The organism is Sphingopyxis sp. (assembly GCF_050725615.1).
Classification (GTDB): Bacteria; Pseudomonadota; Alphaproteobacteria; order Sphingomonadales; family Sphingomonadaceae; genus Sphingopyxis.
Genome location: NZ_JBOHHU010000043.1, coordinates 1 through 22,514, shown reverse-complemented (window position 1 = coordinate 22,514; position 22,514 = coordinate 1). Strand labels below are relative to the sequence as shown.

Below are 22,514 nucleotides of genomic sequence, written 5' to 3'. Positions count from 1 at the left end.
CCCCTCGACCCCGGCAACCGTGTACGGCTGCGACAGTGTCGAATCGGGGTCGCTCGGCCACAGGCAGTGACGCGCGCTCAGCTTCTCGCCTTCGCCGCCCTTCCATTCCTGTCCGGCGGTCGCGGGGCCGCGGTAGATTTCCTCGAGCTGGTTCCAGCCGGTCGCGCCGCGCCCCCGGCGCACCTCGACATGCGCATAAGCCTTGGCGACACGCAGCAATGGATAGCTCATTTACACCTCCAGCACGATCTTCCCGACATGCGCGCCTGCCTGCATCCGCGCATGGGCGGCGGCGGCCTCGGCGAGCGGAAAGCTCTGATCCATCGCGGGCTTCCACGCACCTTCGCTCAGGCGCGGCCACAATGTGCGGTGAATCTCGTCGGCCAGCGCCGCCTTGAAGTCGGCGCTGCGCGCGCGAAGCGTCGATCCGGTCATCGTCAGGCGGCGGCGCATGACGTAGGAAATATCGATCTCGACCTTCGCCCCGCGCTGGAAAGCGATCGTCACATGGCGCCCGTCGTCGGCGAGGCATTCCAGGTTGCGCGCCACATAATCGCCGCCGACCATGTCGAGCACCGCGTTGACGCCCTTGCCGTCGGTGAACGCCTTCACCGCCGCGACATAATCCTCGGAGGAGTAATCGACCGCCAGATCGGCGCCGAGCGCCATCGCCGCCGCGCATTTGTCGGCGCTGCCGCAGGTCACGATCACGCGGATATCGAAGAGTTTGCACAGCCCGATCGCGGTGGTGCCGATGCCGCTGGTGCCGCCATGGACCAGCACCGTCTCGCCCTCCATCACCCAGGCGCGCTCGAACAGATTGTGCCACACGGTAAAGATCGTCTCGGGCAACGCAGCCGCCTCGGCCATCGAAAATCCGGTCGGCACCGGCAGGCAGCTTCCCGTGGGCGCGACGCAATATTCAGCATAGCCGCCGCCCGCGACCAGCGCGCACACCGCCTGCCCGACCGTCCCGGCATCGCCCCCCGGCCCGACCGCGACGATTTCGCCCGCGATCTCCAGCCCCGGCAGGTCGCTCGCCCCCGGCGGCGGCGGATAATAGCCCATGCGCTGCAGCACGTCGGGACGGTTGACCCCCGCCGCGGCGACGCGGATCAGCACCTCGCCGGCCCCGGGCCGTGGCACCGGCCGCGTTTCGGGGATCAGGACTTCGGGGCCGCCCGGCGCGCTGATGGCGATGGCGGTCATGCTTTCCGGCACGCTGGTCACGTCTCGATCCCCCTGCTTCCCACAGGCGCGCCTTATTGACAGCACGGGGCGGCGGGTCAACAGTTTCACCGCCGATCAAGAGGATGCTCCCGCGATGGACGACGACAATGAACCCCGCCGCCGCGACGATATACTCGCGACCCTGACCCGCCAGCCGCTCGATCCGCTCTCGGTCGACGAACTCAACGACCGCATTGCGGTGCTGCAGGACGAGATCGAACGAACCCGCGCGCGGATCGCCTTCGCGACCAGCCACAAGGCGAGCGCCGACGCACTGTTCAAAAAGAGCTGACCGCCCCATAAGGCGCCATGGATTTCGACGACCAGCTGACCCGCTATTTCGGCACCGCCGACCTTGCGGCGATCCACCCCGAAGCGCTCGCTGCGGGCACCGAACGCATGCGCGTCGACTTCGGCCTCGAAACCAACCCCGGCCGCCGCTTCGCGCTGTGGGCGCTGATGCACATGCTCGGCGTCGCGCCCGACCTCGACGTGGCGTTCAAGGACGCGGCCGAACGCAACCTCGCGCGCGACTTCCTGGATATGGTCGACCGGTCGGAAGGTTGATTGCCAAGGTCAGCTTTGGAGCGAAACGCGCCGTTCCGTTTCCCGTCACCCCGGGCTTGACCCGGGGCCTGCCTTGTCTTTGATCCGATGGCGAAAGAAGGAAGGCGGGTCCCGGGTCAAGCCCGGGATGACGATGAAAGAGGCGTCCGCGCCCCACCCCAAAGCCGATATTTTGCTCCGGCACCCTTCAATACCTCAACCCCGCGTTAACCATATTCCAACCCTCAGCGGCGTAATTTCTCGACGCTGACCGCTTTTCCCTTGCAGGCTGGCGGCGGCGTCGCCACCTTGTGCCTATCGGGCGGGCCTCTCCCCGGCTTGTCCCCAAGGAGATAAGCCTATGCCGTCCTTTTCGGAGAGCCTCGAAAAGACCCTGCACAATGCGCTGAAGGCGGCTTCCGAGCGCCATCACGAATATGCGACGCTCGAGCATCTGCTCTACGCGCTGATCGACGACGATCATGCCGCCGAAGTGATGCGCGCCTGCGGCGTCGCGCTCGACGACCTGCAATCGGCGGTCGTCCATTATCTCGATACCGAACTCGACAGTTTGAAGGTCGAGGGGCACAGCGATCCATCGCCCACCAGCGGCTTCCAGCGCGTCGTCCAGCGCGCGATCCTGCACGTCCAGTCGTCGGGCAAGGATGAGGTCACCGGCGCCAACGTCCTCGTCGCGCTCTTCTCCGAACGCGAGAGCTATGCCGTCTATTTCCTGCAGCAGCAGGACCTGACCCGCCTCGATGCGGTCTCCTACCTCAGCCATGGCGTCGGCAAGGGCGGCAAGCCCTCGCCGCAGGCCGAGCCCGAGGAAAAGGAAGAGGCGAAGGACAAGAGCGACGCGAAGAACAAGAAGGAAACCGCGCTCGACCAGTTCACCGTCAACCTCAACGAAAAGGCCAAGGTCGGCAAGGTCGACCCGCTGATCGGCCGCACCGCCGAGGTCGACCGCACGATCCAGATCCTCTGCCGCCGCAGCAAGAACAACCCGCTCTATGTCGGCGATCCCGGCGTCGGCAAGACCGCGATCGCCGAAGGCCTCGCGCGCAAGATCATCGAGGGCGACGTGCCCGAGGTGCTGCTGCCCGCCGTGATCTATTCGCTCGACATGGGCGCGCTGCTCGCGGGCACGCGCTACCGGGGCGATTTCGAGGAGCGGCTGAAACAGGTCGTCACCGAGCTTGAAGGCCTGCCCCACGCGATATTGTTCATCGACGAGATCCACACCGTCATCGGTGCCGGCGCGACGAGCGGCGGCGCGATGGATGCTTCGAACCTGCTCAAGCCCGCGCTGTCGGGCGGCGTGATCCGCTGCATCGGCTCGACGACCTACAAGGAATTCCGCAATCATTTCGAAAAGGACCGCGCGCTGCTCCGCCGCTTCCAGAAGATCGACGTGATCGAACCGAGCCTCGAGGATACCAAGAAAATCCTCGCCGGGCTGCGCAGCGCGTTCGAGGCGCATCATCAGGTGCGCTACACCCAGGATGCGATCAACGCCGCGGTCGACCTGTCGGCGCGCTACATCAACGACCGCAAATTGCCCGACAAGGCGATCGACGTGATCGACGAGGTCGGCGCGATGCAGATGCTGGTCGCCCCGTCGAAGCGCAAGAAGACGATCACCGCCAAGGAGATCGAAGCGGTCATCGCAACGATGGCGCGCATCCCACCCAAGTCGGTGTCGACCGACGACAAGGCGACGCTCGCCAATCTGGAAACCGACCTGAAGCGTGTCGTCTTCGGTCAGAACACCGCGATCGAGGTGCTGTCGTCGGCGATCAAGCTCAGCCGCGCGGGCCTGCGCGATCCCGAAAAGCCGATCGGCAATTATCTGTTCAGCGGCCCAACCGGCGTCGGCAAGACCGAGGTCGCCAAGCAGCTCGCGTCGATCATGGGCATCCCGCTCCAGCGCTTCGACATGTCCGAATATATGGAGCGCCATTCGGTCAGCCGCCTGATCGGTGCGCCCCCGGGCTATGTCGGTTATGATCAGGGCGGCCTGCTCACCGATGCGATCGACCAGAATCCGCATTGCGTGCTGCTGCTCGACGAAATCGAGAAAGCGCATCCCGACCTGTTCAACATCTTGTTGCAGGTGATGGACCATGGCCGCCTGACCGATCATCATGGCAAGACGGTCGACTTCCGCAACGTCATCCTGATTATGACGACCAATGCGGGGGCCAGCGACATGGCGCGCGAGGGCATCGGCTTCGGCGCCTTCACCCGCGAGGATGTGCAGGAGGAAGCGGTGAAGAACCTCTTCACCCCCGAATTCCGCAACCGCCTCGATGCGATCGTGCCCTTCGGCTATCTGCCGCCCGAAGTCGTCGCGCGGGTCGTCGACAAGTTCATCCTCCAGCTCGAAATGCAGCTCGCCGACCGCAACGTCCATATCCAGCTCGACGAAGCGGCACGCGATTGGCTGACCGGCAAGGGCTATGACAAGCTCTATGGCGCCCGCCCGATGGGCCGGCTGATCCAGGAAAAGATCAAGCAGCCGCTGGCCGAGGAACTGCTGTTCGGCAAGCTCGTCCATGGCGGCGAGGTCAAGGTGAAGATGAAGACCGGCGACGACGCCAAGGTCGGCAACCCGCTGACCTTCGAAATCGTCTCGGCCGCGCCCAAAGCGGGCAAGGGCAAGGCGAAGACGCCCAAGGCCGACACGGCGAAGAAGGCCGCCGAATGACGACAGCGGGGCGCTTGCGGCAGCGCAGGCGCCCCTTGCTGTTAGCGGCGGTGCTGCTGTCGACAATATGGGCTGCGTGGTGGCTGTGGCCGCGCGCTGCTCCTCAACGTCCAGATTTCGAGATCCGCCTTTCGGAAGGTGGCGGAGCGCTCTTGGTTCCCGGCTCTCTCGGCGTGATGGCTCTCGATCCGCCCATCTTTCGGCATGGCCATTTTTACGCAGAAGACGGGCAGTTGGTAGATGCTCGCACGATCATTCGTGACCAACGCCGGAACAATATCGACAGCCCATCCTACTCGGCCGTTTTCCTGTTGGATGAACAGGGCAGCCGCGCCGACCTTGAGGCGGCGGCGAAGCAAATCTGGGCGATCTGCGCTGCGGCCGTCTATGTCCCCATCAAAGGACAGGACGAGGTCAATCCGCTGCTTCCCCGCTCGGCCGGTCGGGATTGCTCCTTTCTGTTCGACGCTTGAGGCCTCAGCCGTCTGCGCCACATTAAACCAATCGCAACCCCCTGCTGCTATGCCACCCACTCCTGACAATGTGGGGCCGGGGCAAGAGATGACGACACAATTGCAGCAATGGCTGGGCGAAACCAACGCCCTGCGCGAATTCGACCGCTGGTTCGACGCGATCATGCGCAGCGGCAATTTCGAGGAACTCGACGCCTTCCTGACCGAGGAACTGCTCGCCCATCCGCACCCGATCACCTCGCTCTGCCTCGCGCGGCCGCTGTCGACAGTCCGCGTCACCGGCTGGGACAACCTCGCCGCCGACATGCTGCGCGACGAGGATCGCCACGCCGCCGCCGGTCCCGTCACCGCGATCGGCGCCGACCTGTCGGCGCATAACGAACCCGACGACGACGCCTGGACGCTCGAAGTCAATTTCTACGACGATGAGGCGTTCCCGTTCGGCGATGGCGATCTCGACGCGGTCAACGCCGCCGCCGCCGACACCAGCACGCCCTGGCAGGGCGAATTTCGCGACATCATGGGCAGCCTGACCGTCGTCGGGCTCGGGCGCATCTATACCGCGATTTCCGCCCATGTTCCCGGACGCATCCCGTTTGGCGAACCGGCGCCCGTCGACCTCGTCGCCGACCGCCTCGGCCGCTATTTCCTCACCCTGCGCTTCCACCAGGCGCTCGTCCGCGATGCCCGACACGAAGGCCTGCCGCGCGCCATGGTGCTGCTCGCCGGAGCGCACGACGTCGATCCCTGGTTCGAAGCGGCCTATTGGTGCGAGACGGAGCGGTCCGACGACGGCAAGATCGCCTCGATTCTCGATGCCCGCGACGAAGCGAACCGCGCGCGCTTCCAGGCCGAAACCGACCTGAAGATCGCCGAGTGGCGCGACCGCCGCAACGTCATCATCCGCCGCCAGCTGCGCGCCGACAAGCACCCGGCCTTCGTCGAACTCAGCGCCGCGCAGGATGCGCTGTTCCACAGCATGACCGGCCTCGGCGACGGCCGCCCGTCGCACGAGCTGTCGGACCATGACTATGAGATGCTGCTCTATGCCTGGCAGCGCCAGCGCGCCGAAAAGATCGGCGACGATCCCGACGCGATCCCGCTCCCCGAAAAACCGCGCGGCGGGTTGTTCGGCCTGTTCAGCCGGGCGTCCTGAGGCCCCCTCGCATTTGGCCGCCACTTCGCCTATATCGGCCCCATGTACGACTATGTCTCCGTAACCACCGCCGACGCCGGCGCGCCCACGCCGGTGCGCGACGGTACGATCAAGCTGCATGACGAAGCCGGCTTTGCCGGGATGCGCAAGGCGGGGCAGCTGTCGGCCGAGATCCTCGACGCGCTCGTCCCCTTCGTCCAGCCCGGCGTGACCACCGGCGCGATCGACGACCTCGTCCGCACGATGATGCTCGACGGCGGCGGCATCCCCGCGACCCTGGGCTATCGCGGCTTCACCCACAGCTGCTGCACCAGCATCAACCATGTCGTGTGCCACGGCATCCCCGACGACAAGCCGGTGCGCGAGGGCGATATCGTCAACATCGACGTGACGACGATCATCGACGGCTGGCACGGCGACACCAGCCGCATGTATCTGGTCGGCGACGTGCCGATCAAGGCGAAGCGGCTGGTCGAGGTGACCTATGAATGCCTGATGCTCGGCATCGAGCAGGCGAAGCCCGGCAACCGCATGGGCGACGTCGCGCACGCGATCCAGACCCACGCCGAAAAGCATCGCTATTCGGTCGTCCGCGATTTCTGCGGCCATGGGCTGGGCCAGATGTTCCACGATGCGCCCGAAGTCGTCCATGCCGGACGTCCCGGCACCGGCCCCGAACTGCGCCCCGGCATGTTCTTCACCATCGAGCCGATGATCAACACCGGCAAATTCGCGGTCAAGATGCTCGCCGACGGCTGGACCGCCGTCACCCGCGACCGGTCGCTGTCGGCGCAGTTCGAGCACAGCATCGGCATCACCGAAACCGGCTGCGAAATCTTCACCGCCAGCCCCAAGGGCCTGAACGCGCCGCCCTGGGCCTAGAACCAAACCCTCTCCTTCAGGGGAGGGCAGCGAGACTTGGCAGCTTGCTGCCCATGTCGCGGCGGGTGGGCGCCGGCGGCCTCGTGCCATCTCGCAGGCCCCCACCCCCGGCACCCCCCATATTCCCCCTTGCACCCCGGGCCCTTCGGACGCAGACTTGACGTGAACGTCAAGCACAAGACGTCGAATGGGAGAGCATGGGATGGCGAATCGGGTCTGGACGAGCGCGTTGCTGGGCGGCGCGCTGTTGGCATTGGCGGCATGCAACGCATCGAAGAATGACAGCGTCAGCGGCGGCGGGTCGCTCGACGATGCGGAAAAGGCCAGCGAAACCCTGCTCAAGACCGGCGGCAATGGCGATGATTGGGGCGCCATCGGTTACAGCTATGACGAACAGCGCTTCAGCCCGCTGAAAGATATCGATGCGTCGAATGTGGGCCAGCTCGGCATCGCCTGGACCGCCGACCTCGACGACGCGCGCGGGCAGGAAGCGACTCCGGTCATCGTCGACGGCGTGCTGTACGTCAGCCACGCCTGGTCGAAGGTCGACGCCTGGGACGCGGCGACCGGGAAATTGCTCTGGAAATATGATCCCAAGGTGCCCGGCGAGCGAGCGGTTTCGGCCTGCTGCGATGTCGTCAACCGCGGCGTCGCGGTGTGGGGCGACAAGCTGTTCGTCGGCGCGCTCGACGGCCGTCTGATCGCGCTCGACCGCAAGACCGGCAAGGAGCTGTGGTCGACGCAGACCTTCGACACCTCGAAGCCCTATACGATCACCGGCGCCCCGCGCGTCGTGAAGGACATGGTGCTGATCGGCAACGGCGGCGCCGAATTCGGGGTGCGCGGCTATGTCACCGCCTATGACGCCGACACCGGCAAGGAGCGCTGGCGCTTCTACACCGCGCCCAATCCGAAGAAGGAAAAGGACGGCGCGGCGAGCGACGACATCTTCGCGTCGAAGGCCAATGCGACCTGGTCCGACAAGGGCGAGTGGCAGACCTCGGGCGGCGGCGGCACGGTGTGGGACGCGATCGTCTATGACAAGGATCTCGACCAGATCTATCTCGGGGTCGGCAACGGCAATCCGTGGAACCATGGCACCCGCTCGAACGGCGAGGGCGACAACTGGTTCCTCTCGTCCGTCGTGGCTCTGGACGCGACGACCGGCAAATATAAATGGCACTATCAGGAAACCCCGGGCGAGACCTGGGATTATACCGCGACCCAGCCGATCATCCTCGCCGAGCAGGCGGTGAACGGCAAGCCGACCAAGGTGCTGTACCATGCGCCGAAGAACGGCTTCTTCTTCACTATCAACCGCAACGACGGCAAGCTGATCGACGCCAAGCCCTTCGTCGACGGGATCAACTGGGCGACCGGTTACGACATGGCGACCGGCCGCCCGATCGAGACGCCGGACGCGCGCTTCTACAAGACCGGCAAGCCCTTCATTGCGATCCCCGGCGCGCTCGGCGCGCATAACTGGCACCCGATGAGCTATAATCCGGCGACCGGCCTCGTCTATATCCCCGCGCAGCAGATCCCGCAGGGCTATCTCCAGGACATGACCGAGCTCGACAAGCGCAAGGTCCTCGGCTTCAACATCGGCACCACGCTGACCGGCACGATGCTGCCCGACGACAAGGCCGCGTTCAAGGCGGCGGTCGCCGCGACCACCGGCCGCCTCGTCGCCTTCGATCCGCGCACCGGCAAGGTCGCCTGGGCGGTGAACCACCCTGCGGCCTGGAACGGCGGCACGATGACCACGGCGGGCAACCTCGTCTTCCAGGGCACCAGCACCGGGCGCTTCCGCGCTTACACCGCCGACACCGGCGAGCAGTTGCTCGACCTCGACATGCAGTCGGGCATCGTCAGCGCGCCCTCGACCTTCCGCGTCGGCGGCGTCCAATATATCGCCTTTATGACCAGCAAGGGCGGCGCCTTCCCGCTCGTCGCCGGGGTCGCGGGCGGGGTGACGCGCAAGGTGCCGAACATCCCGCGCCTCGTCGTGCTCAAGGTCGGCGGCACCGGCAAGCTGCCCGCCCCGCCGGCGACGACGACGCTCGCGTGGAACCCGCCGCCGCAGTTCGGTACGCCGGCGCAAGTCGCAGCGGGCAAGGCGCATTTCGGGCGCTATTGCATCGTCTGTCACGGCGACAGCGCGATCGGCAACGGCTTCACCCCCGATCTTCGCGTTTCGGGCGCGCTCGCCAATGGCGGCGCCTGGAAGTCGGTGATCCTCGAGGGCGCGCTCAAGGATCGCGGCATGGTGAGCTTCGCCCATGTGATGACCCCCGCCGATGCCGAGGCGATCCGCGCCTATGTCATCGACCGCTCGATCTGGACCAAGGCCAATCTGGCGGACAGCGCAGCGCCGATGGGACGCTGATTGCCGCTTTTTTAGGCAATGATATTACGCCGCTGCCCACCCGGCGGGCAACGGCGTAACTTCCTTACAAAATTCTTACCGGAAGCTTGCGATTCGCCAATTGGCACGGCTTTTGATTGGTGCAACATGGCGGCACACCGCACCGACTCGTCGGCGATGGACCGGACAGGCACGCCTGCCCGGCCGTGGCCGCAAGGGATGGTGCGAGCCCAAAGGGGGAATGCAAGCGTGAAGAAGATTGAGGCGATCATCAAGCCGTTCAAGCTCGACGAGGTGAAGGAAGCGCTGCACGAAGTCGGTGTCAGCGGCATCACCGTCACCGAGGCCAAGGGCTTTGGACGCCAGAAGGGTCATACCGAACTCTATCGCGGCGCCGAATATGTCGTCGACTTCCTGCCCAAGGTGAAGCTCGAGGTCATCGTCGAGGACAGCCTGGCCGAACGCGTGGTCGAGGCGATCGCCGCCGCCGCGCAGACCGGCCGCATCGGCGACGGCAAGATTTTCGTCATTCCGGTCGAGACCGCGCTGCGTATCCGCACCGGCGAGCGCAACGAAGACGCGCTCTAAAACTCCATCTCCCCATCCTGTTCACCAAGACCCCGGGTCGCCCCGGACATATCGCAAGAAGGAAATATGACCATGGCTACGAAGCCGAAGGACATCATCGCACGCATCAAGGACAATGACATCGAGTGGGTCGACCTGCGCTTCACCGATCCGAAGGGCAAGTGGCAGCATCTGACGATGTGCGCCGGGGTGATCGACGAGGATGCGCTCGAAGACGGGCTGATGTTCGACGGTTCGTCGATCGAAGGCTGGAAGGCGATCAACGAGTCCGACATGATCCTGATGCCCGACCTCGAAGCGGTCTATGACGATCCCTTCTCGGCGACCCCGATGATCGTCATCTTCTGCGACATCGTCGAGCCGTCGACCGGCGAAGGCTATTCGCGCGACCCGCGCACCACCGCAAAGCGCGCCGAGGCCTATGTCGCCTCGACCGGCGTCGGCGACACCGTCTATGTCGGCCCCGAAGCCGAATTCTTCATGTTCGACGACGTCCGTTTCGAAACCGGCTACAACAAGTCGGGCTTCGAGATCGACGACATCGAGCTGCCGACCAACACCGGCCGCAGCTATGAGGGCGGCAACCTCGGCCACCGCCCGCGCGCCAAGGGCGGCTATTTCCCCGTCGCGCCGGTCGACAGCGCGGTCGACATCCGCGCCGAGATGGTCTCCACCATGCTCGAACTCGGCCTGCCCTGCGACAAGCATCACCATGAGGTCGCCGCTGCGCAGCACGAACTCGGCCTGACCTTCGGCACGCTGACCCAGACCGCCGACCGCATGCAGATCTACAAATATGTCGTGCACCAGGTCGCGCACGCTTATGGCAAGACCGCGACCTTCATGCCCAAGCCGATCAAGGACGATAACGGCAGCGGCATGCACACCCACATCTCGATCTGGGAAAAGGGCAAGCCGCTCTTCGCCGGCAACGGCTATGCCGGCCTTTCGGACATGTGCCTCTATTTCATCGGCGGCGTCGTCAAGCATGCCAAGGCCTTGAACGCCTTCACCAACCCGACGACGAACAGCTACAAGCGCCTCGTCCCCGGCTTCGAAGCCCCGGTGCTGCTCGCCTATTCGAGCCGCAACCGTTCGGCCTCGTGCCGCATCCCTTATGGTGCGGGCGCCAAGGCGAAGCGCGTCGAATTCCGCTTCCCCGACGCGATGGCCAACCCCTATCTCTGCTATTCGGCGCTGCTGATGGCGGGCCTCGACGGCATCCAGAACAAGATCCATCCGGGCGACCCGATGGACAAGAATCTCTATGACCTGCCGCCCGAGGAACTGGCCGAAGTCCCGACCGTCTGCGGCTCGCTTCGCGAAGCGCTCGACAGCCTGCTCGCCGACCATGACTTCCTGCTCAAGGGCGACGTGTTCACCAAGGACCAGATCGAGGCCTATGTTGAACTGAAGTGGGACGAGGTCTATCGTTTCGAACAGACGCCGAGCCCGGTCGAGTTCGACATGTACTACAGCGCCTGATCGAAAGATCAGCGACGCGAGGGGGGGCGTCCGGTTCGGGGGGACCGGGCGCCTTTTTCCTTGGTGCGGCGCGATCGGGTGTTTTCCGGGCGGCGTGGCCGAACCCGCTGCCGGAACCTAGCGCCGCTTGATGCCGTAATCGATCCGGATCCGGACCCAGGCGCCGACCAGCACCTGCCCACCGCGCCGCGGAGGCCGCACCCGGAACGCCCACGCCGCCGCGAGCACCGCGCGATTGATCTGCGATCCGTTCGGACATTCGTCGAGCCCGACACAATCCTCGACGCGGTAATCGGGTGCGGTGCGGCAGGCGATCAGTCCCCAGCCGGGCCCGCTGGCGGTCGACAGATAGCCGCGCAATTCGTCGTCGGTCGGCTCGCGATACCAGGCCGCCGCATAAAGCGGCTCGCCATTGGGCGCCGTGCCCACGCGCTCGGTGTCGCGCGAGGACGCCGAGGAGCGGCCCGTGTCGGGCGGCCCATAGACCCGCCCGCCGGAGGGGCGAATGACGGTCGGGGGGATTTTCGGCGGCGGTAGCGGCTCGGCGGGCGTCGGCATCGGCGGCGGCGGCGTCGGTACGGCGGCTTGCGGCGGCAGGGGTTCCTGCGGCTTTGGTTGCGGTGGCAGCGGCGTCTCGGCGGTTGCCGCGCGTCCCGGATTGCTCGGTTCGGGAGTGTCCTCGACAGGCTCGGCGGCCGCGATGCTCACCACGCTCAGATGCTCCTCGACCTTCTCGGGCGGCTTTTCGAAGCCAAAGGAGAGCAGCATGAGCAGCAGAAGCCCTTCGAACAGCACCGCCAGGCCGATCGCAAGCGCGCGGCGGCCCGCCCCGATGTTGAGCTTTTCGACATAGGGATTGGCTGGAACAGGGTTCAGCGGAGACAATCTTTGGTGGCGGCGCCCGCTGGTCAGGGGGGCCGGAGCGACATGCGCGAGCGATAAGGGCGCGCCGGAGCTTTGACAAGCGCGGGCGACACCCGATGCGCGAAATCGCGGCCGGGGGCGATCAAACCCTCAAGGGCGTATATCCCTCCTTTTCTTTTTCCGCCGTCCATCCTTGCAAAGACATTGGTAACCGGCAGGATCCAAGCTAGATGAACGCGATCAGGGGGAGTTTGGTTAGTGCGTTCGATGGCCGTTTTACTTGGCGTCAGCTGTCTGGCGCTCGCGGCGCCCGCCGTCGCCGCCGATACCCCCGTCTATGCCGCGCCGGCGGACTGGGTCGCGCAAAGGGCCGGGCCGCTGCCGCAGGGCGATGCCGCGACCCCCTGGCTGCTCAGCGACAGCCAGGTGCTGATCGAGGCCGACAAGCGGTCGACCTTCAGCGATCATGCCTTTCGCATCCAGTCGGCCGACGCGCTGCGCAACTGGGACGATCTGCAATTCGTCTGGCACCCCGACCGCGACGACCTGATCGTCCACAAGATCCAGATCATCCGTGGCGGCGAGACGATCGACCTGCTCGGACAGGGGCTGAAGCTCACCGTGCTGCGCCGTGAAAAGGACTTCGAACAGAAGACGATCGACGGGCTGCTCACCGGCACCGCGTCGATCGAGGATCTGCGCGTCGGCGACATCGTGCGCTTTTCGGCAACCGTCGTCGAACGCAGCGACGTGCTCGCCGGCAACAGCGAGGCGATGGTCGATGTCGAGGCAAAGCCGGCGTCGATCGCACAAGGATCGGTGCGCATCTTGTGGCCGCAGGGGCTGCCGATCCAATGGAAGGCCTTCGGCAAGGGCATCGCCCCGGTCGAGGCGGACCAGGGCCGCTATCATGTGCTGACCCAGGCCGAACCGATCATCAAGCAGGACGAGATGCCCGAGGACGCCCCCGTCCGCTATCAGCGGCCGCCGGGACTCGAATTTTCCACCTTCGCCTCGTGGAGCGACCTGTCGCGCACCACCGCGCCGCTCTACGCCACCGCAGGGACGATCGCCGAGGGGGGCACGCTCGCCGCTGCGGTCGACCGGATCGCCAAGACCAGCAGCGACCCGAAAACGCGCACCGCCGCCGCGCTGGCGTTGGTCCAGAACGAAATCCGCTATCTCTACAACGGCCTCGCCAAGGGCAATTATGTGCCGCAGACGCCCGAGCAGACCTGGACGCTGCGCTATGGCGACTGCAAGGCGAAGACGATGCTGCTGCTCGCGGTCCTCGACCGGCTGGGGATCGCGGCACAGCCCGCGCTCGTCAGTTCGCAGCTCGGCGGCCTGCTCCCCACCCGGCTGCCCGCGCTCGGCGCCTTCGACCATGTCGTCGTCCAGGCGCGCATCGACGGCACCGACTATTGGCTCGACGGCACGACGGCGGGCACCCATATCGCCGATCTCGCCGATGTGCCGCCCTTCGGCTTTGTCCTGCCGATCGCGGCGTCGGGGCATGACCTGTTGCCGCTGCCGCTGCGCCAGCCGGCACGCCCCGACTTTGCGATGCACGTCAGCTATGACCAGTCGGCGGGACTCGCGCTGCCGCCGCTGTTCGAGCTGTCGTTCACGATGCGCGGCGAGCTGGCGGCCCGGTTCGCGGGCATGAAGGACCAGACCACCCCCGACCAGCTGCGCGAACTGACGCGGCGCGCCCTTGGCGGCTTCATCAGCGAAGGCACGATCCACACCCGGTCGATCGAGCTCGACGAAAAGGCGGGGACGGCGACCATCCGCGCCTCGGGCATCGGCAACCTGCCATGGACCCGCGACGAACCGCGCGCCTATATCAATCTCGACGGGCTGGTCGCCGATTTCGAGATCAAGGCCGACCGCGCCCGCGCCGCCTGGCGCGACATCCCGCTCGCCGGCGGCGAATCGAGCCTGATCGTCCATGATTTCAGCCTGAAACTGCCGCCGCGTACCGGCTATGCGATGGAAGGCGACGTCCAGGCCGACCTCAATATCGCCGGCTTTGCGATGCGCCGCGATGCGAAACTTGTCGGCAACCGGCTCGACCAGACCGAAACCATCTGGACCACCGGCGCCGAAATCGCCGCGAACCAATTGCCCGCCGCCCGCGCGCAGCTCGCCGCCGCCAAGCAACGCGAGTTTCTGCTCCGCGCGCCCGAAGGCTTCCCCTCGCCCGCCGAGGAAATCGCCGCGGCGAAGAGCGAAAAGCGGCTCGCCCCGCTGCTCGCCGCCTATCAGAAGGCGATCGACGACGATCCCGAGGCGGTCGCCGGCTATCGCAACCGCGCGGCCTTCAACATCGAGATTTTCGACCTGCGCGCCGCGCTCCCCGACCTCGATCAGGCGATCCGGCGCGAGGGCGATGTCGACACCTATCTCAGCCGCTCGAGCGTCTACAGCCAGCTCGGCGACTTCGACAAGGCGCTCGCCGACGTCGACGACGCGCTGCTGCTCGACCCCGGCTCCGAATCGGCGCTCGCCTGGAAAGTCTCGACGCTCGGCGAGATGAAGCGGTACGACGAGGCGATCGCCCTCGCCGACGAGCAGCTCGCCATCGCCAAGGACAAGCGCGGCTGGACCACGACCAAGGCCGATATGCTCGGCAAGGCCGGCCGCGCCGAGGAAGGGGTCACTCTGCTCGCCGCTGCGCTCGCCGAACGTCCCGGCGACGCCGAACTGCTCAACCAGATGTGCTGGCTCAAGGGGACGCGGTCGATCCAGCTCGACACCGCGCTCAAGGATTGCACCCGCGCGATCGAACTGACCGACAGCCCGGCGTCGGTGCTCGATAGCCGCGCGCTGGTCTTCTACCGCCTTGGCCGGATGGAGGAGGCGCGCGCCGACCTCAACGCCGCGCTCAAGATCAGCCCCGACCTGCCCGCCTCGCTGTTCATGCGCGCGGTCGTTCGCCTGCAGGGCAACGACCGCGAAGGCGCGCAGGCCGATCTGGCGCTGGCGCGGCTACAGCATGGGCGGATCGACGCCGAGTATGCGGGCTATGGGATCAAGCCCTGACCGGCTTTAGCGGACCATCATCCCGCGCTGTCCGATCGCGACGAATGATCCGAGCAACAGCGCGGCGGCGGGTATCGTCACCGCGTCGATCGGCGTCAGCCGCGCGCCGAGCCCCAGGAAATCGGCTGCGCCCCACAGCGAGAGGATGATCCAGCTGAGGTAAAAGGCCCAGGACGCGCCCTCGAGCCCCAATTGGCGGCTCAGTTCGTCGAACCGGTCGCGCCAGAGCCAGCTCGCCAGCGCGCCGCCCGCCAGCAGCAGCGCCAACGCCGCAAAGGCGACGCCAGCGGGCACCGGGCCGACCGCGAAATCGGGACCGCGCGCGACCGCAAGCGCGACCAGCACCGCGCCGAGCAGCGCCATCACGACGGTCGAAAAGATCATGTTGGTGCGGTCGTCGCGCAGTTCCTCGGCATCGGCGACATTGAGCACCACGGCCCCGGCGCGCGGCGCCGCGACCCCGAAACCGACGATCGCCGCGATCAGCAGATAGACGAGCCCGACCCCCGCGAGCGCGATTCGCGACGGCCCCATCGCATGGAGCAGGTCGGTGCCCGCCAGCGCCAGCATCCCCGACATCGCCCCGGCGCCGACCAACGCACCAAACGCCGCGCTCAACGCCGTCTTGCGCCATTTGCGGCGTTCGCCCCCGGTCATTGCCATGCTCATATGTCCTTCTCCGGCTCCCAATGATCGATAAACAGCATGCGCACCTCAACCCCGAACAGCGTCGCCATGCGCAGCGCGAGCGGCAGGCTGGGGTCATATTTGTCGGTTTCGACCGCGTTGATCGTCTGCCGCGAAACCTGCAACCGGCGCGCCAGCTCGCCCTGGCTCCACCCCGCCGCCTCGCGATGATCGCGCACCCGATTTTCCAACGACCATCCTCTCGCCTGTCAAACACTCTTTACAGCGCACGACATCTCCCTGTCAAACACTCTTTACAGGCCCCGCTTACGCTTTCCTAACCCGGCGCTGCTACATCGGGTGCAGGGCGAACAGGGGGCACGGTCGATGATGCGCAAATTGATGATGATCGCGGCGATGCTGTTGCTTGCGGGCTGCGGCGAGGCGCTCGAGCTGGTCAACCAGACGCGGGTCGTCGCGGCGCCGCGCGAAGAAGTGTTCAAGAAGATGTTCGGCGACGGCACCGACACCGGCCTGCCGCTGGTCACCAACGGCGGTTCGACCAAGCTTTACGAGCTGGTGGTCGAAAAGGGCGATCCCGAGTGGTCGGCCGTCGTCCCCAAGCAGCGCCCCGACGCCTATAAGGTCAAATATGCCGTCGCGATGGAAATCCCGCGCGAGATGCACATCATCTACAGCATCGACGACGGCGCGGTGACGACTGGCCTCAAATTCACCCTCGACGAACTGGCGCCGGGCAAGACGCGCGTCGTCTTCCACGTCGACGATTTGAAGGGCCATGACACCAAGGGCCTGGCGGTCAACACCGCAAAGCTGCACGCGATCGCCTATCAGGCGCTGAAAAAGCTCAAGGATTTCGACGAGGTCAAGGAGCCCGCCTGACGCGGGCTTGCGGCGCGGGGCATCGCGCGCCACTATGCGGCTCCCCCCTCAGGAGCCTTTCCATGAAATCCTTGCCGCTTGCCGCCATCCTCGCCGCATCGCTCTTGCTCGCCCCTGCGGCGCAGGCGAAATTGTCGAAGGCCGAGGCGGCGATGGCCAAGACGGTGACCGCCGAGCAGGAGCGCTCGATCGCGCTGCTCGAGACGCTGGTCAACCAGAACAGCGGCTCGCTCAACCTCGAAGGCGTCGAAAAGGTCGCGGTGATGATGCGCGCCGAACTCGAGCCGCTGGGCTTCACCGTCACCTGGAAACCGACGCCCGAAACGAAACGCGCCGGCCATCTGGTCGCGGTCCACAAGGGCAAGCCGGACACCAAGCGCCTGCTGCTCATCGCCCATCTCGACACCGTCTTCGAACCCGATTCACCCTTCCAGAAATTTACCCGCAAGGGCGATATGGGCGAGGGCCCGGGCGCGGGCGACGACAAGGGCGGCATGGTCGTCATCGTCGCGGCGCTGCGCGCGATGAAAGCGGCGGGGACGCTGAAGGACGCCAATATCGAAATCCATATGACCGGCGATGAGGAAGACGCCGGCGACCCGATCGAGAAAGCGCGCGCCGACCTGATCGCGGCGGGCAAGCGCAGCGACGTCGCGCTCGATTTCGAGGGACTGGTGCGCGATGGCGGCGCCGACATGGGATCGGTCGCGCGGCGCAGTTCCGAAAGCTGGACCGTCACCGCGACAGGCAAGTCGGCGCACAGCTCGGGCATCTTCAGCGCCGCGGCGGGCGACGGCGCCATCTATGAACTCACCCGCATCATCGCGCGCTTCCGCACCGAGCTGCCCGAACCGAATCTGACCTTCAACGTCGGGCTGATCGCGGGCGGGCAGGACGCGACCCTCGACGCGGGCGGCATTCGCGCCGCCGTCAGCGGCAAGACCAATATCATCGCGCCGATCGCCATCGCGCGCGGCGACCTGCGCACGCTGTCGGGTGAACAGGCGGCGCGGGTGAAGGCGAAGATGGCGGCGATCGTCGCAAGCCACGCTCCCGGCACCGGCGCAACGCTCGCCTTCGACCCCGGCGGCTATCCGCCGATGGCGCCGACCGACGGCAACCGCGCGCTGCTGACCAAGCTCAACGGGGTGAACCGCGACCTCGGCCTCGCCGAAATGGCGGCGCTCGATCCCTTGAAGCGCGGCGCCGGCGACATCAGCTTCGTCGCCGCCGATGTCGACGGGCTCGCGGGCCTCGGCCCCTATTCGACCGGCGATCATGCCCCCGGCGAAGCGGTCGACCTGCCGAGCATCACCCGCCAGGCGACCCGCGCCGCGATCCTGATGTCGCGCCTCGCCGCCGAAAAGCGCTGAGCGCGCCAAATTTAGCGCCAGACCGCGCTTGATTCATTCGCCGCCGTCATTAGGTAGCAATCCGATACGCATCTGGAACCGCCGATGGGAGAGAGAAAATGAGCAGCTTCGAAACGCACCTGAAACAAAATTACATCGGCGGCCAATGGGTCGACAGCCAGGGCGGCAAGGAACATCAGGTCATCAGCCCCTCGACCGAGGAGGCGACGACTACCATCGTGCTCGGCACCGCCGCCGACGTCGATGCGGCGGTCGAGGCCGCGAAAAAGGCCTTCACCAGCTTCTCGCAGACCAGCCGCGAGGAACGGCTCGAGCTGCTGAACCGCATCGTCGAGGAATATAAGAAGCGCATTCCCGATCTCGCCAAGTCGATGGCCGCCGAAATGGGCGCGCCGGTCAGCTTCGCCGCCGCCGCACAGGCGCCCGCCGGGCTCGGCGGCTTCCTCGGCACCATCGCGGCGCTCAAGGACTTCCAGTTCAAGGAACAGCATGGCGCCAACACCGTCGTTTACGAACCGATGGGCGTCGTCGGCATGATCACGCCGTGGAACTGGCCGCTCAACCAGATCGCGCTCAAGGTCGCCCCCGCGCTCGCCGGCGGCAATTGCATGGTGCTGAAACCCTCGGAAGAATGCCCCGGCAACGCGACCATCTTCGCCGAAATCCTCGACGCCGCGGGCGTGCCGCCGGGCGTGTTCAACCTGGTGCAGGGTGACGGCCCGACCGTCGGCAACGCGATCTCGTCGCACCCCGGCATCGAAATGGTCAGCTTCACCGGCTCGACCCGCGCCGGCATCCTCGTCGCCAAGGCGGCGGCCGACACCGTCAAGCGCGTCCATCAGGAACTCGGCGGCAAGTCGCCGAACCTCGTCCTGCCCGACGCCGACCTCGGCGCCGTGCTGCCCCCGACGGTGCAGGGCGTGCTGATCAACACCGGCCAGAGCTGCATCGCGCCGACCCGCATCCTCGTCCAGAAGGAACGCGAGGCCGAGGCGATCGGCGTCATCAAGGCGATGTTCGACGGCACGCAGGTCGGTGACCCGCTGACCGAAGGCGGCCATATCGGCCCCGTCGTCAACAAGGCGCAGTTCGACAAGATCCAGGGCCTGATCCAGTCGGCGATCGACGAAGGCGCGACGCTCGAAACCGGCGGCACCGGCCTGCCCGCCAACGTCAACCGCGGCTATTATATCAAGCCCACCGTCTTCTCGGGCGTCACCCCCGACATGCGTATCGCCAATGAAGAGGTGTTCGGCCCCGTGGCGACGGTCATGGCCTATGACACGCTCGACGAAGCGATCGCGGTCGCTAACGACACCGAATATGGCCTGTCGGCGGTGATCTCGGGCGACCCGGCCAAGGCCGCCGACGTCGCGCCGAAACTGCGCGCCGGCATGGTCGCGGTGAACAATTGGGGGCCCGCCCCGGGCGCACCCTTCGGCGGTTACAAGGCGTCGGGCAACGGCCGCGAAGGCGGGCTGTTCGGCCTCAAGGACTTTATGGAAATCAAGGCAATCAGCGGCATTCCGGCCTGACGCAACAAATCGTCACCCCGGACTTGATCCGGGGTCCCGCTTCTCCGCTACGGACGAATAGCGGGACCCCGGGTCAGGCCCGGGGTGACGAATGCCCCGGACATACACACAAACCCCTCCTGCTTGCGGGAGGGGTTTTGCTTTGGGCCCATTGGGATTATGCGCACCCCATTATGACCACCCGCTCCCCGCTCGCCCCCGCCGCCTTTCCCACGCTCCCCGCCATCGCCGGCGTCACCCTCCGCGTCGCGCGCGCGCAGTACAAGAATTGGGACCGCTGCGACCTCACCTATGTCGAGCTCGCTCCCGGCACGGCGGTCGCGGGCGTCTTCACGCGCAATGTCTGCTGTTCGTCCGAAGTCGAACTCGGCCGCGAACAGGTCAAGGGCGGCACCGGCCGCGCGCTGATCGTCAACGCCGGCAACAGCAACGCCTTCACCGGCTATCGCGGCCGCGAGGCGGTCGAGCAGATCATGGGGCAGGTCGCGGCCCATCTCGGCTGTGCGCCCGACGAGGTCTTCGTCAGCTCGACCGGCGTCATCGGCGTGCCCTTGCCCAAGGACAAGGCGCGCGCCGGGGTCGCGGCCGCGCTGACCGCCGCGCCCTGTTCGTGGGAGGCGGCTGCGGAGACCATCTGCACCACCGACACCTTCGCCAAGGGATCGGCCGCGAGCGCCGTGATCGGCGATCGCACCGTCCAGGTCGCGGGCATCGTCAAGGGATCGGGCATGATCGCCCCCGACATGGCGACGATGCTCGGCTATATCTTCACCGATGCGGCGGTCGCGCCCGCGCTGCTGCAGGCGATGCTGCGCGAGGCCACCGGCCCCAGCTTCAACAGCATCACCGTCGACAGCGACACGTCGACAAGCGACACGGTTTTGCTCTTCGCCACCGGACAGGCGGGCAATCCGGTTCTGGAATCGTGGGACGACGTCGGCGCCGACGCGCTTTACGCCGCGATCCGCGCCGTCTCGCTCGACCTCGCGCATCAGGTCGTGCGCGACGGCGAAGGCGCGTCGAAATTCATCGAAATTCAGGTCAGCGGCGCGACCGACGACCACAGCGCCAAGCGCGTCGCGCTCGCCATCGCCAATTCGCCTTTGGTCAAGACCGCGATCGCGGGCGAGGACGCGAACTGGGGCCGCGTCGTGATGGCGGTGGGCAAGGCGGGCGAGCCCGCCGACCGCGACCGGCTCGCGATCCGCTTCGGCGACCATTGGGTCGCGAAGCAGGGCCTGCCCGTCGATGGTTATGACGAAGCCCCGGTCGCGGCGCACCTCAAGGGCCTCGAAATCCGTATCGGCGCCGACCTCGGCCTCGGCGCCGGCCGCGCCACCGTGTGGACCTGCGACCTGACGCACGGCTATATCAGCATCAACGCCGACTATCGGAGCTGATCGCACTCTGCTAGGCGGCGACTGCGCGCAAGTGCATGCGCGTCAACCACAGGAGGCCGTCATGGTACATGAACAAGACTTCGCCGACCTGCCCTGCTTTCGAGCCTAGCTCGAAGCGCCGCAAAGGTTATCCCTCCGAAACGCAAGTCAAGCGCGGGCATCGCTTCGTCCATGGCGATGTTGAGCTGATCGAAAAGCTTGGCCGCAAGGACCCCTGTCCGTGCGGATCAGGCCAGAGGTTTCCGCAATTGCTGCCTGTCTTCCGGCCGGTTTCGACGGTGCGGAGCGCCATGACTATTGGCGTGACTGACTGATAGAAGACCCCCGACGCCGATCATCCGGCGTCGGGGGCATGGGATCAGAGCGCGCTTTCGAGCCAGCCCTTGAGCTGGGTCTTGGGCGCCGCGCCGACCTTGGTGTCGGCGATCTCGCCATTTTTGAACAGGATCATCGTCGGGATGCCGCGCACGCCATATTTGCCCGGCGCGTCGGGATTTTCGTCGATGTTGATCTTGGCGATCACCACTTTGCCGGCGAGTTCGTCCGAAATCTCCTCGAGCGAGGGGCCGATCATCTTGCACGGACCGCACCATTCGGCCCAGAAATCGACGAGGACGGGGGTGTCGCTGTCGAGGACGTCGGCCTGGAAGCTCGCGTCGGTAATCGCTTTGGTACCCATAGGATATCTCCTGAAATTCTGCTTGGTCCCAAGCTAGGCAGTCGGCGCCTCCGGCTCAAGCCCCGAGCTCGGCAAATTCGCCTTGGTTGCCAGCAAGCCCGGCTTGTGCGGCGCCAGCACCGCGTCGTCCAGCACGACCAGCTTCGGTCCCGCCGTATAGAGCAAGGCCGCCGCGATCCGCCGTCCCGGGAAGATCACCGCGAGCGCATCGCGATAGGCCGCCATCTGCCTGAGGTACGCGGGCGCGACCGCTCCGGCGCTCGCCGGCACATGCCGCCCCGTCTTGTAATCGACCACCGTCACCGCCTCGGTCGTGACCAGCAGCCTGTCGACGATCCCCGCGACGACCGCGCCGTCGACCACCGCCGACAGCGGCACCTCGGCCAGCGACCCGGGGCCGAACAACGCTGCATGCGCAGGATCGTCCAGCACCGCGAGCACTTCATCGACCATCGCCGCGCGCGCCGCGTCGTCAAGGTCGGCCGCCTGCACCGCCAGCCAGCGCAGCGCCGCCGCGCGCCGCTTCCCGGGCGCGACCGGCGGCAGCCGCTCGAACAGCGAATGGAGCCAAACGCCGCGCTCGACCGCCGCCACGCGCCCCGTTCCCTGCGGCGGCACCGCGACATCGTCCTCGCCCAGCGCCGAAG

General features: G+C 66.3%; 21 protein-coding genes. 15 read left to right on the top strand and 6 right to left on the bottom strand.

The genetic code is table 11. The features are described from left to right. Positions 1-231: 231 nt before the first annotated feature. The gene (locus tag ACREB7_RS11625; RefSeq protein ID WP_431592436.1) at positions 232-1,230 is read right to left on the bottom strand and encodes an NAD(P)H-quinone oxidoreductase; all 999 of its coding nucleotides are present in this window, start codon (positions 1,228-1,230) and stop codon (positions 232-234) included. A 94-nt stretch (positions 1,231-1,324) separates the two neighbouring features. On the opposite strand from ACREB7_RS11625, the gene ACREB7_RS11620 reads away from it, so the two are divergent. The 9 genes from ACREB7_RS11620 (at position 1,325) to glnA (ending at position 11,438) form a co-directional block, all read left to right on the top strand. After that, a complete protein-coding gene (locus ACREB7_RS11620; RefSeq protein WP_431592435.1) occupies positions 1,325-1,522 on the top strand; it encodes a DUF1192 domain-containing protein in 198 nt (65 codons plus the stop codon). 17 nt (positions 1,523-1,539) lie between these two features. Further along, positions 1,540-1,797 (top strand): hypothetical protein, encoded by a 258-nt coding sequence (locus ACREB7_RS11615; protein ID WP_431592434.1) that lies wholly within the window; start codon positions 1,540-1,542, stop codon positions 1,795-1,797. 340 nt (positions 1,798-2,137) lie between these two features. After that, on the top strand, positions 2,138-4,486 hold the full coding sequence (gene clpA / locus ACREB7_RS11610; protein WP_431592433.1) for an ATP-dependent Clp protease ATP-binding subunit ClpA: 2,349 nt from the start codon (positions 2,138-2,140) through the stop codon (positions 4,484-4,486). Next, positions 4,483-4,959, top strand: a complete 477-nt coding sequence (locus tag ACREB7_RS11605) for a hypothetical protein (RefSeq protein ID WP_431592432.1) — start codon at positions 4,483-4,485, stop codon at positions 4,957-4,959. The genes clpA and ACREB7_RS11605 overlap by 4 nt, the downstream gene beginning before the upstream one ends. Positions 4,960-5,047: 88 nt before the next feature. After that, complete coding sequence (locus ACREB7_RS11600; RefSeq protein ID WP_431592431.1) at positions 5,048-6,115, top strand: hypothetical protein; 1,068 nt, start codon at positions 5,048-5,050, stop codon at positions 6,113-6,115. 42 nt (positions 6,116-6,157) lie between these two features. Further along, on the top strand, positions 6,158-6,997 hold the full coding sequence (gene map, locus ACREB7_RS11595; protein WP_431592430.1) for a type I methionyl aminopeptidase: 840 nt from the start codon (positions 6,158-6,160) through the stop codon (positions 6,995-6,997). Between the two features lie 202 nt (positions 6,998-7,199). Beyond that, positions 7,200-9,386 carry a PQQ-dependent dehydrogenase, methanol/ethanol family gene (locus ACREB7_RS11590; RefSeq protein ID WP_431592429.1) on the top strand — a complete coding sequence of 729 codons (2,187 nt, stop codon included), beginning with the start codon at positions 7,200-7,202 and terminating at the stop codon, positions 9,384-9,386. Positions 9,387-9,614: 228 nt separating this feature from the next. Continuing rightward, positions 9,615-9,953, top strand: coding sequence for a P-II family nitrogen regulator (locus tag ACREB7_RS11585; RefSeq protein WP_237836378.1), 339 nt, complete (start codon positions 9,615-9,617; stop codon positions 9,951-9,953). Between the two features lie 72 nt (positions 9,954-10,025). Further along, positions 10,026-11,438, top strand: a complete 1,413-nt coding sequence (gene glnA / locus ACREB7_RS11580; protein WP_431592428.1) for a type I glutamate--ammonia ligase — start codon at positions 10,026-10,028, stop codon at positions 11,436-11,438. Between the two features lie 117 nt (positions 11,439-11,555). Here the strand turns inward: glnA and ACREB7_RS11575 are convergent, their stop codons facing one another. Beyond that, positions 11,556-12,323, bottom strand: coding sequence for a hypothetical protein (locus tag ACREB7_RS11575; protein WP_431592427.1), 768 nt, complete (start codon positions 12,321-12,323; stop codon positions 11,556-11,558). A gap of 246 nt (positions 12,324-12,569) precedes the next feature. Between ACREB7_RS11575 and ACREB7_RS11570 the strand changes: the two genes are divergently transcribed. After that, positions 12,570-15,350, top strand: coding sequence for a DUF3857 domain-containing protein (locus tag ACREB7_RS11570; RefSeq protein ID WP_431592426.1), 2,781 nt, complete (start codon positions 12,570-12,572; stop codon positions 15,348-15,350). A 6-nt stretch (positions 15,351-15,356) separates the two neighbouring features. Here ACREB7_RS11570 and ACREB7_RS11565 read toward each other — a convergent pair whose 3' ends face one another. After that, positions 15,357-16,013, bottom strand: a complete 657-nt coding sequence (locus ACREB7_RS11565) for a hypothetical protein (protein ID WP_431592425.1) — start codon at positions 16,011-16,013, stop codon at positions 15,357-15,359. Between the two features lie 2 nt (positions 16,014-16,015). Continuing rightward, complete coding sequence (locus ACREB7_RS11560) at positions 16,016-16,228, bottom strand: helix-turn-helix transcriptional regulator (protein WP_431592424.1); 213 nt, start codon at positions 16,226-16,228, stop codon at positions 16,016-16,018. A gap of 136 nt (positions 16,229-16,364) precedes the next feature. Between ACREB7_RS11560 and ACREB7_RS11555 the strand changes: the two genes are divergently transcribed. The 5 genes from ACREB7_RS11555 (at position 16,365) to ACREB7_RS11535 (ending at position 21,502) form a co-directional block, all read left to right on the top strand. Beyond that, positions 16,365-16,880: a hypothetical protein gene (locus tag ACREB7_RS11555; protein WP_431592423.1), complete on the top strand. Its 516-nt coding sequence runs from the start codon at positions 16,365-16,367 to the stop codon at positions 16,878-16,880. Positions 16,881-16,942: 62 nt separating this feature from the next. Next, positions 16,943-18,253: a M20/M25/M40 family metallo-hydrolase gene (locus tag ACREB7_RS11550; RefSeq protein WP_431592422.1), complete on the top strand. Its 1,311-nt coding sequence runs from the start codon at positions 16,943-16,945 to the stop codon at positions 18,251-18,253. 98 nt (positions 18,254-18,351) lie between these two features. Next, positions 18,352-19,788 carry an aldehyde dehydrogenase family protein gene (locus ACREB7_RS11545; protein ID WP_431592421.1) on the top strand — a complete coding sequence of 479 codons (1,437 nt, stop codon included), beginning with the start codon at positions 18,352-18,354 and terminating at the stop codon, positions 19,786-19,788. Positions 19,789-19,961: 173 nt separating this feature from the next. Beyond that, a complete protein-coding gene (gene argJ / locus ACREB7_RS11540; protein ID WP_431592420.1) occupies positions 19,962-21,188 on the top strand; it encodes a bifunctional glutamate N-acetyltransferase/amino-acid acetyltransferase ArgJ in 1,227 nt (408 codons plus the stop codon). A 68-nt stretch (positions 21,189-21,256) separates the two neighbouring features. Next, complete coding sequence (locus tag ACREB7_RS11535; protein WP_431592419.1) at positions 21,257-21,502, top strand: SEC-C metal-binding domain-containing protein; 246 nt, start codon at positions 21,257-21,259, stop codon at positions 21,500-21,502. A gap of 44 nt (positions 21,503-21,546) precedes the next feature. On the opposite strand, the gene trxA is transcribed toward ACREB7_RS11535, so the two are convergent. After that, complete coding sequence (trxA, locus tag ACREB7_RS11530; RefSeq protein WP_431592418.1) at positions 21,547-21,867, bottom strand: thioredoxin TrxA; 321 nt, start codon at positions 21,865-21,867, stop codon at positions 21,547-21,549. A gap of 33 nt (positions 21,868-21,900) precedes the next feature. Further along, positions 21,901-22,514 (bottom strand): PD-(D/E)XK nuclease family protein (locus ACREB7_RS11525; RefSeq protein ID WP_431592417.1); only part of this gene is annotated, 614 nt, incomplete at its 5' end.

Coding starts and splice junctions, on each gene's coding strand:
- clpA (WP_431592433.1), top strand. CDS start 2,138: ATGCCGTCCTTTTCGGAGAGCCTCGAAAAGACCCTGCACAATGCGCTG.
- ACREB7_RS11605 (WP_431592432.1), top strand. CDS start 4,483: ATGACGACAGCGGGGCGCTTGCGGCAGCGCAGGCGCCCCTTGCTGTTA.
- ACREB7_RS11550 (WP_431592422.1), top strand. CDS start 16,943: ATGAAATCCTTGCCGCTTGCCGCCATCCTCGCCGCATCGCTCTTGCTC.
- ACREB7_RS11555 (WP_431592423.1), top strand. CDS start 16,365: ATGATGCGCAAATTGATGATGATCGCGGCGATGCTGTTGCTTGCGGGC.
- ACREB7_RS11620 (WP_431592435.1), top strand. CDS start 1,325: ATGGACGACGACAATGAACCCCGCCGCCGCGACGATATACTCGCGACC.
- glnA (WP_431592428.1), top strand. CDS start 10,026: ATGGCTACGAAGCCGAAGGACATCATCGCACGCATCAAGGACAATGAC.
- trxA (WP_431592418.1), bottom strand. CDS start 21,867: ATGGGTACCAAAGCGATTACCGACGCGAGCTTCCAGGCCGACGTCCTC.
- ACREB7_RS11565 (WP_431592425.1), bottom strand. CDS start 16,013: ATGGCAATGACCGGGGGCGAACGCCGCAAATGGCGCAAGACGGCGTTG.
- map (WP_431592430.1), top strand. CDS start 6,158: ATGTACGACTATGTCTCCGTAACCACCGCCGACGCCGGCGCGCCCACG.
- ACREB7_RS11545 (WP_431592421.1), top strand. CDS start 18,352: ATGAGCAGCTTCGAAACGCACCTGAAACAAAATTACATCGGCGGCCAA.
- ACREB7_RS11615 (WP_431592434.1), top strand. CDS start 1,540: ATGGATTTCGACGACCAGCTGACCCGCTATTTCGGCACCGCCGACCTT.
- ACREB7_RS11535 (WP_431592419.1), top strand. CDS start 21,257: ATGAACAAGACTTCGCCGACCTGCCCTGCTTTCGAGCCTAGCTCGAAG.
- ACREB7_RS11590 (WP_431592429.1), top strand. CDS start 7,200: ATGGCGAATCGGGTCTGGACGAGCGCGTTGCTGGGCGGCGCGCTGTTG.
- argJ (WP_431592420.1), top strand. CDS start 19,962: ATGACCACCCGCTCCCCGCTCGCCCCCGCCGCCTTTCCCACGCTCCCC.
- ACREB7_RS11570 (WP_431592426.1), top strand. CDS start 12,570: ATGGCCGTTTTACTTGGCGTCAGCTGTCTGGCGCTCGCGGCGCCCGCC.
- ACREB7_RS11600 (WP_431592431.1), top strand. CDS start 5,048: ATGACGACACAATTGCAGCAATGGCTGGGCGAAACCAACGCCCTGCGC.